The sequence below is a fragment of the Pelosinus baikalensis genome, assembly GCF_020819555.1.
Classification (GTDB): domain Bacteria; phylum Bacillota; class Negativicutes; order DSM-13327; family DSM-13327; genus Pelosinus; species Pelosinus baikalensis.
This window is the reverse complement of sequence record NZ_JAJHJB010000003.1, coordinates 14,080-28,378: the sequence shown is the minus strand read 5'-3', so window position 1 is coordinate 28,378 and position 14,299 is coordinate 14,080. Positions and strand designations below refer to the sequence as shown.

The following is a 14,299-nucleotide window of genomic DNA, read 5'->3' as shown; positions in this document are numbered from 1 at the left end:
AAATTATAATTCTTACTTAAAACAATGCATACCTTAGCCTTTTCTTATTTTGACCACTCAAATCTGAAATATGCATTTTTCAAAAAGAAAACTTTATTTATAAAAAAGAGCACCACAAAGGGTACTCTTTCTTTTGTGATCATACTTTAATGACTCACTTTAAATGCAACTTTTACATCAGCTTTGTATTCTGCAATATGTCCATTGTCAATATTAGCAGTAAAGTTAGTTACTTCGACGCCTAGTATATCATCAATCGATCTAGAAGCTTCCATTACCGCGTTGTCTACTGCATCTGTCCAGTTATGGCTAGATGTGCCAACTAACTCAATTACTTTTACAACCATGCCATTACCTCCTTGATTAATTATAGGATTCTCCAATAGTTTGCGCATAACGATTGGTATTATACTCATTGCGTAGCGACTACTTGATCTTTTTAGATAGAATCTTTATCAACATGTTAAGTCAATTGATTCTACCTTATTCAAATAGAAAACTTGCTTTGCTCCCATTGGCGAGCGCTGGGGAAAATTACTATAAAGAAATAGCCAAGTAAATATGCTGCTACTTAGAGCGACAATCACAGCCCAAATAATATATTTTCTTTTGCCAGACATAATTACCACCTCTTTATCTTATTATGCCTATTTTATAAAAAAATAAGACCTCTGTTTATGAGGTCTGCATAAATTCTTTCATGAGTTTTAAAGCTTGTTTTTCAATTCTAGATATTTGTACTTGAGATAATCCTATTATTTGGGCTACTTCTGCTTGGGTTTTATCAGCAAAGAAACGTAAATGAATTACAAGACGCTCTTTTTCTGGTAGACGTAATACAATTTCTTTTAATGCTAATTTTTCAAAGTAAGCGCTATCTTCTTCCTCACAATACTTCATTTGATCCAACAACAGTATTGGATCACCATCATCATGAAAAACATTAGCATATAAGGATGTCGGTGTCTGAATTGCTTCTAAAGCAGCCACGACTTCTTGCGGTGCTAGGCTCAGCTCCTTTGCAATTTCCGTTATGGTTGGATCTCGTCCTAATAAGCCCTGCAATCTTTCTTGAGTACGGTGCACTTTATATGCCAATTCTTTTACTGGGCGGCTAACTTTCACTGGATTATCATCTCGGATAAATCGTCGGATTTCTCCAATAATCATTGGCACTGCATAAGTTGAAAACTTAACACTAAATTTAGTGTCAAAACGTTCAATTGCTTTGACCAAACCGATACAGCCTAATTGAAATAAATCGTCCCATTCATAGCCGCGGTTTGTAAAGCGATGCACCACACTTCGTACCAAATTGATATTATTCTCTAAAATATATTCCTTAGCAATTTGATCACCAGCTTGTGCTTTATGTAGTAAATTTTTGATTTCTTCATCTTCAAGCATGGTATCCCACCTAATGCTCTGTCTTAAGCAAAGTTTTTTTCACCATTCTCACTAGTGTTCCCTTATTAACTTCCGACTCAATATAAAGTTCATCCATGAAAGACTCCATAAAAGCAAAGCCTAAACCCATACGTTCTGGATCACTAGAATAGGACGGCTGACGTGCTAATGCAATATCAGCGATACCTTTGCCATGATCTACAATAATATACTCTAATTGATCCTCATATAAAGTCATCTTGATTTGGATTTCTCCATCTTGGTATTCATATCCATGTATGACAGCGTTGGAAACTGCTTCTGATACAGCAACCTTTATTTCCTCGATCTCATTTAAAGTAAAATCCACCTGAGCTGCAAAAGCAGCAGTACTCACCCTGGCAATACCAACGTTTTCGCTAAGACTTCGAATACTCATAGTAATCTGATTTTTTATTGCCATGATGCCCTCCTCATAAGCATTCTAGTGCTTCTTTTTCAGAATGGTATAGTTTAATAATCTTTAAGAGCCCAGATAATTCAAAAATCTGTAATACTTGTGGCTGAATCTGAGTGGCAGACATAATACCACCTAAACCACTAATTTTTTTGTAACGTCCTAATAAAACACCTAAACCAGAACTATCAATAAACTTTACCGCTTCTAAATTAAACAAAACGTGTTTTACCCCGCTTAATTCTAATGCATGATCTACGGTTTCTCTAAACTCAGTAGCAACATGCATGTCCAACTCCCCTTCGACTCTTACTAACAAAACACCTCGTTTCAGTGAAGTGACTATATTCAATATATTTTCCTCCTCTTTGTGACTCTGCTACTAATATTCTTCAATAGGAAAATTTTTCCTGCCTGAAAATAAAAAAAGCGGAATAATTTCCGCTTTTTTTATTTTAAATCTACTATGTTGAATTATGTTATAGAAAATAAATTAGTAAACATATTTTGCAATGTCTTCATTAAACTTGCTTTTTCAATATTTTTTTCTGCCACTAAATCGACTTTGCCGATTTCTTTACCATCTCGCAATACTAATAATTCCCCACATTTCTGGCCTTGCACGATTGGAGCCGTTATAGTTGGATCAGTAACTACTTGCTTTTGTAAATTCTTATTTTCTCCCTTGCTTAATAATAATGTTAAATCTTCAGAAGCTACTAATTGGAGTTCCTTTTCCATTCCTTTACTTACTTTTACTCGTTCTACTACTGCACCTGAATTGATAATTGGCATTGCTGCGAAATTAGCAAATCCCCAGTCAAGCAGCTTCATACTTTCTCTTAAATGTGATCTTGGCTCAGGTGTAGCAAAAACTACAGAAATCAATCGTAATCCATCACGTTTTGCTGTACCAGCAAAGCAATATTGAGCTTCTTGCGTCCAACCTGTCTTTAATCCGTCAGCACCTTTATACCACCATAATAATTTGTTCGTATTTACTAGCCAATTTTTCCCATCTCGCAACCAATATTCTTTAATACTACATAGTTCCATATAGAAAGGATGTTTCACTGCCTCTTTAGCAATTAATGCTGTATCAAAGGCACTCATATAATGATCTGGAGTTGGTAAACCATTTACATTTGCAAAATGAGTATCCTTAAGGCCTAAAGCAGTACTGCGCTGATTCATAGCTTCTACAGCAGCTGCTTGACTGCCATAGATGTGTTCCATAACAGCAACTGCAGCATCATTGGCACTAACTACAGCCATAGCAATCATTAATTCATGCAAAGTCAGCTGTTCGCCAGGTTCTAGCCATATCTGCGAGCCACCTTGGTGCCAAGCATTTTCTGTAATGGATACTCGGTCTGTTAAATTCACCCTTCCTTGTTCAACAGCTTCTACTGCTAATAACAACGTCATTGATTTTGTCACACTTGCTGGAGGTAAACGTTTATGTGAATCTTTTTCGAATAAAACAGTCCCATTGCCATCCATTAAAACAGCCGATTGCGCAATTGTCTCTAGTCCTGCACCTGATACTTTCTTGTTTTCAGCTGCTTGTAAGATGGGATTACAAGTACTCAATAACACCAGTAGGCACATAAGAATCATTACTATTTTAGATTGGATGAATCGAAACATATTTAAAACACTCCTTTCATCTTTTTTTTAGCTTCTCCAAGATAAAAAGCAATTACACTGGAAATTAACAATAAAAAAAAGACTAGCTAAACTAGTCTTTTTGATAACTATTTATTAATTTATGTAGCTTTAAAGCCATATGATCAACTACGCCTAAAATTAGGTTTGTTTTTGGTACTTGCTTATTATCAATTTTTATTGCATCTACCAATAATGATTGTACTTCTTTTACTTTTGCTTCATTATTGGCATAAATTGTACAAAGGCGTTGACCTTTTTCAATACGATCGCCTACGCGTTTCTTCAGCATGATACCAGCAGATAAATCAATTTCTTGTCCTTTATATTCACGGCCTGCTCCTAGTCTCATAGCACAATAACCAAGTTTTGCAGCATCAATTTTTTGTATGTAGCCTTCCTCAGAGCAGATCACCTTAGTTTCTATTTTTGCTTGTGGCAATGCTTTTGGGTTGCTGACAACATCCACATTTCCACCTTGGGCAATTATAAATTCTTTAAATTTATGTAGTGCCGCTTTATTTTTTATTAACGCATTTAATGTTTCATAACCAACTTTCACATCTGATTCAAGGCCTGCCATATTCAGCACTTGAGCCCCTAAAAATAGGCATACATGCCTTAACCAATGGTTCCACCTGTAAAACCTAATCCGCGTCCAGACATTTTTGCAACAGGGACTCCGGCTGCAGCCACTAAAGGCGCTAAAACTAAGGTCGTAGCATCGGCAACACCACCCGTACTATGCTTATCTACTTTAATGCCGGATACAGCACTCAAATCAATCATATTACCTGACATAGCCATAGTTAAGGATGCCGTTTCTTCCATGGTCATCCCTTTAAAAAAGACTGCCATTAGCCATGCCGCCATCTGATAGTCAGGTATTTCATTATTGGTGTAGGCATGGATCAAATACTTAATTTCCAAATCTGTAAGTATAAGGCCATCACGCTTTTTTGTAATGACATCTAAAAAAATGTGCAAATACTAAACTTGAAGCATGTGCTCGACGTGAACTACATAAAAGCTTTTATCGTAATTTAAAATCATTCATCTGGATAAACAGGAAGAGGGATAGCTAGACATCTTTTTTTTGTAAAAAGGCTTTTGCTCAAGAATGAATTTAATGGATCGAGCCCTAATCCTATTTTTCCATATAGACGAAAGAACTCCTTTACAGCCAGTAATTGTTTCTGGCGTATCTACATCAAAATTCCTATAGTACGCTGCATTAGACAAGGCACCAACTCCTACTGTCAATTGCTATAGCAATCATGCATTGAACATGATCAAATCGTTTGGTTGCCAACTATTATGCTCGCGGATGCGTTTTATCATACACTTCTTTTAAACGGTTTTTAGTAACATGAGTATAAATCTGTGTGGTAGAAATATCGGCATGACCAAGCATTTCTTGTACCGATCGTAAATCAGCACCATTTTCTAATAAATGTGTTGCAAAAGAATGACGTAACGTATGGGGAGTAATTGCCTTATTAATATCAGCTTCTTGCGCATATTTCTTAATTATTTTCCAAAAACCTTGTCTCGTAAGTCGATTTCCATGATGATTGACAAAGAGAGCAGCCTCTTCATATGTACGTATTAATTTAGAACGTCCCTTACCGATATAATCTTGCACACATTTAGCAGCTATGGACCCTAAGGGTACGATCCGCTCTTTTGCGCCTTTACCATAACATTTTATATATCCCATATCTAAATTAACATCTGAAATATTTAAAGAGATTAACTCTGATACTCGAATTCCTGTTGCATATAAAAGTTCTAACATTGCTTTATCCCTTAGTCCTGTAGGTAAAAAACCACTCGGTTGTTTTAGAAGTTCTTCAACCTCTGTAATACTAAGGACTTTTGGCAACTTCTTCTCAAGTTTAGGCGACTCAAGATTAGCAGCAGGATCCTTTTCTAAATAACGCTCACGTACCAAATATTGATAAAAGGATTTTATGGCAGCAAGGTTACGTGAGATCGTGGAAACTGCCCGACCTTTCGATTGAAGACTACTTAAATAACTGAGGATGGTAGTGCGATTTGAGTCCTTCAAAATTTCCATGTTACCGTTTTGTAAATACATTTGGAATTGATGTAAATCACGTCCATATGATTCTAGCGTATTTTGCGCTAAACCTCGTTCAACTGCAAGATAGTTAATAAACTCATTAACATAACCTTCCATTTTTACCACCCTTTTTTTACTTTTGCAATAATGCTCACGAAAATCTTTTTCTTTCTAATTCCTTTATTCCACATAATATTTACTTTTCCTGTCTAATATTAACAAAATCCATCTATTGGAATATATTTTTTTGTCAACTCCCGTTACATTGATTTTATAAGGTCCTCACTTACCCTCATTGGCTTCTCAATCAGATGCTCTTGGCGTATTTTCTCTTCTGGAGGACTTAAATACCATAAAATACTTAATAACTTAGGTAAAATATAGAAAACTATAATTAACAGAATTATGATTTTAGTATATAATTTACATTTTTTTATTATGTTGTGTCCTGAAAAGTTAATTACCATTTTCTTACCACCTCCTAATTAGCTTAACTTAATATTATGCTTATTCACTATCTATCTGGTTTATTCAACTATAAATAAAATGAGGACTGTAAATTTTACAGTCCTCATCATTATTGAAACTAAAATGATGGTTAATAACGAGTTTGCTTCTATGACTCAGCTGTTAGTGTTTTGTTAAGAACGTTGCAGCTAATTTCATAAATACTGGTGAAATATATACTTCTAGTAAAGCTGCAACCAACATGACAGCCAATACCATTATGCACACCATAGAATATCGCACCGCTTCATACCATATATTAATTTTGTCATAGGTTTTGCGGCGTACTAGCATGAGTGAGAATGTTGTGGCAGATACCCCTAATACTAGTATGGCTGGAACTGCGAAGAGATTGTGGGGTAATATCGAAGCAAAAGCAAATAACAATCCTCTCATAACATATTCATTTACTAGAAATCCTACGGTAAATCCAATAATAAAACCTCGCGTAAATAAAATGAATAGAACAAAGGGGATGCCAATGATAGTAAATCCTAATATCCACATTAATACAACCGTTTTGACATTATTAAACATGACCATGCCTATCATATTATTGGAGGAAGCATCATCATTTCCTTGCGATAATCCGGTAAAGAACATATGAAGATAATTAATAAGCTCGCCCTTTTGGTCATCAGGAAGTATTTTTACAGCTAATGCGCCTATTACTATCCCAATGACCAATATAAGAATCATAAAGAAATACGCAACTATATTTGCTTTTAAATAAACACTAAAGTTTTGACGAAAATAAGCTAGCATGCAACCGTCCTCCCTGTTTGTTCTGTTATGATATATGATAAGGCAGCAAACTTTATACCATATTTGTCCACATACTCTCTTCTACAATATTGATGCGTCAAATATGAGTAAGATTATATTCTTTCTTCCTTATCACAAAAAAGACTAAAATTCAGTTAAGTTTAAAAAACAACTGAATTTTAGTCTAAAAGAATTGCCAATCTGTAAAGCAACTTTTAATTATATTCCTGCTAATAATAATGCCAGCATGCTTTTCGCATCATTGATTCTTCCATCGGCAATCATCTGTTTTATTTCTTCTTTGGTATAGATTTCTACATCTAAGAACTCATCTTCATCTGGAGATGGCTTAGATAATATCAAATCTTCAGCACGATAAAGATGTATTATTTCGTCAGTAAAACCGGGAGTTGTATAAATGGATGCGATCTTCTTTATATTCTTAGCTACATAACCCGTTTCTTCTTCCAACTCTCGCAATGCACATTCATCAGGTTGTTCACCCTTATCTAATTTCCCAGCAGGTACTTCCAATAGCAACTTTCCAATCGGATAACGGTATTGCCTAACTAATACAATATTTCCTTCTTGTGTAATTGGCACAACTGCAACTGCTCCTGGGTGTTTAATATATTCTCGTGATGCTTTTTTACCATTTGGCAATTCTACTTGATCAGAGAATACATTAAGTAAATTACCTTTAAAAACTACTTTTGAAACTAAGGATTTCTCTATTAAGTTACTCATAATCATTCCCCCAATAAATTGACATAGTTTAGTGCTAATTACATATATTTGTACTAAGAAAGAATTTTTACACACGATCTCTAGTGTTGTATGCTCAAATTAGTCATCAGAGATCTTAACAATATTTATTCAGTTTTCTTTGCAAAAGTCCTGCATTATTATAAAACTACTACTCATTTGCATACCTTGCTAAAAAAGCTCTATAAACTAGTTTAACCAGTTTTATAGAGCTTTACAGTTACAAATTTGTAAAAATTAAATTTTCAGACTTAAAGAACTTATACTCGCATCTCCATTCTCAATTTATCAGCAATCATCGCCATAAATTCAGAATTTGTTGGTTTTCCTTTTTCAAGTTTAACAGTATAGCCAAATAAACGGTTAATCATGTCCATATTACCACGGCTCCACGCTACTTCAATGGCATGCCTAATAGCTCTTTCTACCCGACTAGGTGTAGTAGCATATTTCTCAGCAATCATAGGATAGAGTACTTTGGTTACAGCTCCCAATAAATCAATTTCTGTTATTATCATCATGATTGCATCACGTAAATATTGATAACCTTTAATATGGGCGGGGATACCAATTTCACGAATGATATTAGTGACCTCTACGTCTATAGGCCGAGCTTTTATAGCTTGAGCTACTACTGGACGTTGAGCCGTAATCGTAGTAGCTAATTGTCTGATTCTACTGGCCAGTACATCCATATTAAATGGCTTTAATATATAATAATCAGCGCCCAGCTCTACTACACGCTGAGTGATACTTTCCTGACCAAATGCGGTAAGCATAATTATTTTAGGACGCTTAGCTGATAATGTATTAAGACGTTCTAACACACCGATACCATCAAGATGCGGCATTATAATATCTAAAATTACCACATCAGGACTTTTCTCCTCAATTATTGATAAGATTTGTTCCCCATTATATGCTATGCCAACCAATTGAAAATCCACCTGTTGAGTAAGATATTCCTGAACAATTCCAACAAACTCTCGGTTGTCATCAGCAATAGCTACTTTAATTGTTTCTTTAATCACGTTATAATCCTCTCCCTGCTATTTTCTATAATAATAACTGTTCGACAAAGCTATATAAATCCCTTCCTCTTTTGGAAAAAAAATACATTTATATTTTATTATTTATTGATAGAAATTTACATTTTTTATGAAATTTTACAGAAAAAATCATTATGTATCAAATTTCTGTTAAAAATCGAAATTAATTCTATAAAAAATAGCAGATGTGAAAAGTTCTTAAATAATTATTTACTCCCTTTACGCATCAAAATTCGTCCAGTTCGATCAAAATTACGATCATTGCATATTTCTCGATTTATTTTTTAATAATAAAGCTATATATTACACAGTCTCATTATAAAAGAAAAAACCAGAAAACGTAAAAAGTTTTCTGGCAGATTGTTTCCCTGCTTTAGGTACGATTCCACTTTCAATTAACATCCATTCAATAAAACATCCATATCCTCTAGTTGGATCATGGACAAATACATGAGTCACTGCACCTACTAACTTACCATTTTGAATAATTGGACTGCCACTCATGCCTTGCACGATTCCACCTGTTTTTTCTAATAATACAGGATCCGTCACTTTAATAACGAGTCCTTTACCTTCTGGAGCTTCTTGTAAGTTCACTTTCTGGATATCAATACTAAAACGTTTAATGGTTTGTCCATCTACTACAGTCAATATTTCTGCATAACCTGTTTGAATTTGATTCATAGAAGCTACTGGTATTGCTTCAGAATAAAGCTCATTTGGAACTTCGTCAACTAATTTTCCGTATATTCCAAATTTTGTGTTTTTATCAATATTACCTAACAAATGATCTTCGTTTATAAAAATGCCGATCTTTTCTCCTGGTTGACCACGTTTACTATGCTGTATTCCCGATACTGATGCAGATACGATCTTTCCTTGTTCACAGTCAATGGGCTGATTAGTATCACTATCTGTAATTATATGCCCTAAAGCACCATAAGCATGGGATTTGGGATCATAAAACGATAATGTTCCAACTCCAGCTGCACTATCACGTACAAATAAGCCAATTCTATATCTTTTGGTATCATTACATAATATTGGTGCTAAGTTAATATGAATTTGTTCTTCTCCACGTTTCAATAAAATATCGAGTTGTTCTTTTTCCTTACCACTGCTATCAATAATTTCGGCTACTTGGCTATCGCTTTGAACGGAAATACCATTAATACTCATAATAACATCACCAATATTAATACCTGCATCCTTAGCTGGAGTTACATATTCTTCATTACCAATTGGAACTGGAGAATGTCCAACGATAATGACTCCGCGAGAATGCAACACAACACCGATAGAATGCCCTCCAGGTACTAATTCAATGGGCGGCAGTACATCCACTTGTACGGTTCGTATGGGTATTATACCTAAAAGCTTAAACTCAACAGTAGATTTTCCTAGCTTTAAACTTTCTAAAAAGACTGACCTTGACAATGCATACTTTGATAAAGGAGATTCTTCTTTGATATTTTTTTCTAAATCTGGATGAATCGTGAGGGTTAAGGGAAAATTAACATTAAATAACGCGACTTCTCCTTCAATAATGCGCATATGAGGCGGTAATCCATAAACAGTACGAAATTGTGGTGAAAAACTAAATGCAATAATTAACGCTGCAATACATATTCCCATGAAGGAACGACACTTACTATTCCTCATGTTTTTGCATTCCCCCTTTTCATCTAGTGCTAAATTTATCATAAGAAATTCAGTTATCTTTCAAGTTACGCATTTTGAAAAGGTCTGGAATTTACAGCAAATTATCAAATTATTACTTATCACTTTCTCTTCTAACTTTAAACATTCCCGTTTTTTAAAGCGATTATTCTCAATTAACAGCGTATAATCTCTTGAAATCTGATTTTCAGCTAATTCAGCGAAAAATAAAGCCCAAGCTTATGCTTGCGCTTTATTTTTCCATTTTTCTTTTTTTATCAATGCAGATTTAAATATTTGATTCGCATTTTCCAATGCAATTGGTGTAATCTCATTGCCTGAAATCATTCGCGTTAATTCCAATAATTGCTCCTCTTTTGTGAGAACCGTAATGATTGTATTTGTCCTCTCACCCTCAATTTGTTTCTTTATATACACATGGCGATCAGCCATACAAGCAATCTGAGGCAAATGAGTAATGCACAATACTTGTCTGGCACAAGCTACTTTAGCTACCTTTTCGGCTACCATATGTCCAGCTTGTCCGCCAATTCCTGCATCAATTTCATCAAAGACCATAATACCAACAGCATCACGATATGCACAAACTGTTTTTATTGCTAGAGCAATGCGGGAAAGTTCTCCACCAGACGCAATTTTATATAGCGGTTTAGTTTGCTCACCAAGGTTGGCAGAAAATAAGAAACTTACTTCATCAGCACCATGAAAAGTAAAATCTGGACGAGGTATGACTTTAATATCAAATGTCGCATTTGTCATTCCTAAATCCGCTAAATGTTTACTGATCTGCTCTGATAATATCTTAGATGATTGCTTCCTTAGAGCATGAAGTTTTTCGCAGTAAGAATTTAGCTTCTCTTCTAAAGTCTTTTGTTGTTGATTTAAGTTAGCGATTGTCTGATCATAATTATGTATATCTTCCAGCTCAGCAAGAGATTTTTCGTAATATTGCAATATTTCTATAATGGTTGTTCCATATTTTTTCTTTAATTTATAAATTACATCCATACGTTCTTGTAATGTAACTAATTTATGAGGATCAAAATCAATTTCATCACCATATACACGTAAATCGGTGCAGCTTTCTTCTAATTGATATAACGCATCACTTACAGCAGTTAACTGTTCCTGTATGCGATTATCATAACGGGCAATCACTTCTAATTCATGCTTCACTTCAGCCAAAGCTGGTAAAATACCTTGTACTCCAGCAGTACCTTGTTCCAATAAAATATAGGACCGATTGACTGCAGTTGTAATTTTCTCAACATTTGCCAATACGGGGATTTGCCGCTCAATCTCCTCATCTTCACCGGGTTTTAATTGGGCTAACGCTATTTCTTTGGTTTGCCAACTTAACATATCAATGCGTTGAGCTCTTTCTCGAGAGTTTTGTTCAAGTACTGCTTGCTGCTTTATTACTTCAAGCCACCTTTGATATATTTGACGATACTCTTCCAATTCTATTTTAATTTTTTCATCAAAAGCATCTAGTAGGAATAAATAAGATTCTGGGCGTAATAAGGCTTGATTTTCATGTTGACCATGCATATCAACAAGTTTTTCACCAATCTGTCGCAATGTATTTACGGTAACATGACAGCCATTAATTAAAATGCTATTTTTACCTTGTCTAGAGAAACGACGGCTAATAATTACTACTGCATCATCTTCAAGAGTAATGCCTTGCTCATCGATTATTTTATAAATAGAAGTTAATTTAGAAATATCAAATACTGCCTCAACTCTAAAGAAATCACAGCCTGTTCGAATCGAATCAACAGAAGCTCGATTTCCTAAAATGATACTTAAAGCATCAATTAGGATCGATTTTCCTGCGCCTGTTTCTCCAGTTAGTATATTTAACCCTTCATCAAATTCCACCACGGCTTGTTCAATTAATGCAAAATTAGTAACAGTCAATGATTTTAACACATTAATTCGCTCCTAACACTACTGTGATAATGTCTGCAATTTTGCAATTACCTTAGGTACAGCATCAGTCGGTTTAACAACAACCAAAATATTATCATCACCGGCTACTGTACCAATAATATCAGGCCATTTTGTATTATCAATGGCCGCAGCGACTGCTTGAGCAGTTCCAGGCAAGGTTTTTATAACAATAATATTTTCACTATAGTCGATATCAACAACAGAGTCCTGGAAAATACGTTCCATACGAGGTTGCAAAAATGCAGCATTTTGTTCTACAGGAAAAGCATAGCGATAACGTCCATCACCTGCAGGCACCTTAATAAGCATTAATTCTTTAATATCCCTCGATACCGTAGCCTGAGTGACTTCAATTTCTTGTTTACGTAATGCGACAGCTAATTCTTCTTGGGTTTCAATCACATTATCTTCAATAATTTCTTTAATCTTACTGTGGCGCCGTACTTTCATATGCTTCCCCCCTCATTTTTTCAACTATATATAATATTGGTGGGTTATTACTATGATTTATCATTGACCAACAGCCAACCGTAAAGATATTTGAAGGCAATGATGTAAGTAATTCCTGTACTGCTTTGTTTTCCAGATATCCTTCCTGATGACCAGAGTAAGCTATGATAGAAATTACCCCTCCTGTAGAGAGTAAGCCTAGTATTTTTTGTAAAGCCGCTATTGTAGATTGACATTGCGTTGTAATCTTGTGCTGAGCGTTAGGTAAATACCCAAGATTAAACATAGCTACATCAATTCTTCTATTAAAATACTGATCTATATTTGCATGACTGTCTATTATCAATTTTACTTTATCATCTAAACTATATTTCGACAATAATTCTTTTGTTTTTATAATTGCTGCTTGTTGAACATCAAAACTCCAAACCATCGCATCTATAGGTGAGTTTTGTGCTAGGAATAAAGAGTCTTTTCCATTACCAGCTGTAGTATCTACTAAAAATTTGGCCCTATTTACTTTATCACTTAATAACTGTTGTGCCAATTTTATAGCATTAAAGGTTTGCATTTTTCTCACTCCGCCACAATTTTATCCGTAAGGTCTCATAATAACTTCTGTTATTCAAACGTATAAATTGAGCACTAAAAGGAGATTGCTTTATTAGTACTGTATCATTTGCGATTAAACTATATACTGTTTGCCCATCAATAGTTAGAACGACATCTTCTTGGTTTCCTGTCATCTCAACTTTAATTTCCTCTTTTTCAGAAACAACTAATGGTCTAACATGCAATGTATGAGAACAAATAGGTGTTAACACCATAACTTTTAATAATGGATTAATGATTGGACCGCCAGCGGATAAAGAATATCCTGTAGAGCCAGTAGCTGTAGCAATAATTAAGCCATCAGCAGCATAATTTGCGGTTAGTACATTATCTAGAGATACATTAAACTTAATCATGCGTGAGACACCACTTTTACTTATAACAACATCATTAAGAGCAGATGATACATGAATGAGTCTATTTTGGCGAAGAATCATTGCATCTAACATTAAGTGCTCTTCAATTTGATACTTTCTATCAATAAGCTTATCTAATGATGCATTCAAATCAGGAAGTTCTATCTCTGTTAAGAATCCAAGCCTGCCCATATTAACTCCACAAAGAGGTATACCCATAGCAGAGATTTCTCTTGCGGTGTTTAATAACGTCCCATCTCCACCTATCGTTAAGCCTACAGTTATTTTTTTTATCATGTCTTGCTGGCTACAGCCTAATTCTGGATAGCCAATTTTCTCCGCAACATCTTTAAGTAATACTATCTGCACATTGCGTTTTTGCAAATGCTGTATCACTTGGATTAGTACGGTGACAACACTTTGTTTATTAATATTAGGAAATAGACCTACTGTCAACACAAGCAATCCCCCATTAATTAAGTACACCATAGGCAGGTGATATAAAATCGCCTGCCCTAATGTATCTCTATTATAGAATTCACCTATAAATGGTCAATTCCTC

General features: G+C 34.8%; 16 protein-coding genes and 1 pseudogene. All 17 read right to left on the bottom strand.

The window, feature by feature from the left end:
* Nucleotides 1-146 precede the first annotated feature (146 nt).
* Nucleotides 147-347 (bottom strand): dodecin family protein, encoded by a 201-nt coding sequence (locus LMF89_RS03120; RefSeq protein ID WP_229533853.1) that lies wholly within the window; start codon nucleotides 345-347, stop codon nucleotides 147-149.
* Between the two features lie 108 nt (nucleotides 348-455).
* Nucleotides 456-620: a hypothetical protein gene (locus LMF89_RS03115; protein WP_229533852.1), complete on the bottom strand. Its 165-nt coding sequence runs from the start codon at nucleotides 618-620 to the stop codon at nucleotides 456-458.
* A gap of 55 nt (nucleotides 621-675) precedes the next feature.
* On the bottom strand, nucleotides 676-1,407 hold the full coding sequence (gene sigF / locus LMF89_RS03110; protein ID WP_229533851.1) for an RNA polymerase sporulation sigma factor SigF: 732 nt from the start codon (nucleotides 1,405-1,407) through the stop codon (nucleotides 676-678).
* A 10-nt stretch (nucleotides 1,408-1,417) separates the two neighbouring features.
* On the bottom strand, nucleotides 1,418-1,849 hold the full coding sequence (gene spoIIAB / locus LMF89_RS03105; RefSeq protein WP_007953442.1) for an anti-sigma F factor: 432 nt from the start codon (nucleotides 1,847-1,849) through the stop codon (nucleotides 1,418-1,420).
* A gap of 10 nt (nucleotides 1,850-1,859) precedes the next feature.
* On the bottom strand, nucleotides 1,860-2,195 hold the full coding sequence (spoIIAA, locus tag LMF89_RS03100; protein ID WP_007953444.1) for an anti-sigma F factor antagonist: 336 nt from the start codon (nucleotides 2,193-2,195) through the stop codon (nucleotides 1,860-1,862).
* Between the two features lie 122 nt (nucleotides 2,196-2,317).
* Nucleotides 2,318-3,493, bottom strand: coding sequence for a D-alanyl-D-alanine carboxypeptidase family protein (locus LMF89_RS03095; protein ID WP_229533850.1), 1,176 nt, complete (start codon nucleotides 3,491-3,493; stop codon nucleotides 2,318-2,320).
* 91 nt (nucleotides 3,494-3,584) lie between these two features.
* Nucleotides 3,585-4,094: a hypothetical protein gene (locus LMF89_RS03090; protein ID WP_229533849.1), complete on the bottom strand. Its 510-nt coding sequence runs from the start codon at nucleotides 4,092-4,094 to the stop codon at nucleotides 3,585-3,587.
* Between the two features lie 44 nt (nucleotides 4,095-4,138).
* Nucleotides 4,139-4,492, bottom strand: a pseudogene (deoA, locus tag LMF89_RS03085) (pyrimidine-nucleoside phosphorylase); the annotation flags it as partial.
* A gap of 334 nt (nucleotides 4,493-4,826) precedes the next feature.
* A complete protein-coding gene (gene xerD, locus LMF89_RS03080) occupies nucleotides 4,827-5,714 on the bottom strand; it encodes a site-specific tyrosine recombinase XerD (protein WP_007934077.1) in 888 nt (295 codons plus the stop codon).
* 513 nt (nucleotides 5,715-6,227) lie between these two features.
* Nucleotides 6,228-6,869 (bottom strand): stage II sporulation protein M, encoded by a 642-nt coding sequence (gene spoIIM / locus LMF89_RS03075; protein WP_229533847.1) that lies wholly within the window; start codon nucleotides 6,867-6,869, stop codon nucleotides 6,228-6,230.
* 219 nt (nucleotides 6,870-7,088) lie between these two features.
* On the bottom strand, nucleotides 7,089-7,616 hold the full coding sequence (locus LMF89_RS03070; protein WP_229533846.1) for an NUDIX hydrolase: 528 nt from the start codon (nucleotides 7,614-7,616) through the stop codon (nucleotides 7,089-7,091).
* Nucleotides 7,617-7,894: 278 nt separating this feature from the next.
* On the bottom strand, nucleotides 7,895-8,665 hold the full coding sequence (gene spo0A, locus LMF89_RS03065; RefSeq protein WP_007934073.1) for a sporulation transcription factor Spo0A: 771 nt from the start codon (nucleotides 8,663-8,665) through the stop codon (nucleotides 7,895-7,897).
* A 321-nt stretch (nucleotides 8,666-8,986) separates the two neighbouring features.
* On the bottom strand, nucleotides 8,987-10,345 hold the full coding sequence (gene spoIVB / locus LMF89_RS03060) for a SpoIVB peptidase (RefSeq protein WP_229533845.1): 1,359 nt from the start codon (nucleotides 10,343-10,345) through the stop codon (nucleotides 8,987-8,989).
* Between the two features lie 237 nt (nucleotides 10,346-10,582).
* A complete protein-coding gene (gene recN / locus LMF89_RS03055) occupies nucleotides 10,583-12,298 on the bottom strand; it encodes a DNA repair protein RecN (RefSeq protein WP_229533844.1) in 1,716 nt (571 codons plus the stop codon).
* Nucleotides 12,299-12,316: 18 nt separating this feature from the next.
* Nucleotides 12,317-12,769 (bottom strand): arginine repressor, encoded by a 453-nt coding sequence (gene argR / locus LMF89_RS03050; RefSeq protein WP_007934069.1) that lies wholly within the window; start codon nucleotides 12,767-12,769, stop codon nucleotides 12,317-12,319.
* Nucleotides 12,747-13,340, bottom strand: a complete 594-nt coding sequence (gene mnmM, locus LMF89_RS03045; protein ID WP_229533843.1) for a tRNA 5-(aminomethyl)-2-thiouridylate-methyltransferase MnmM — start codon at nucleotides 13,338-13,340, stop codon at nucleotides 12,747-12,749. The genes argR and mnmM overlap by 23 nt, the downstream gene beginning before the upstream one ends.
* Nucleotides 13,327-14,196, bottom strand: coding sequence for an NAD(+)/NADH kinase (locus tag LMF89_RS03040; RefSeq protein ID WP_229533842.1), 870 nt, complete (start codon nucleotides 14,194-14,196; stop codon nucleotides 13,327-13,329). Before LMF89_RS03040 ends, mnmM begins: the two co-directional genes overlap by 14 nt.
* Between the last annotated feature and the right edge of the window lie 103 nt (nucleotides 14,197-14,299).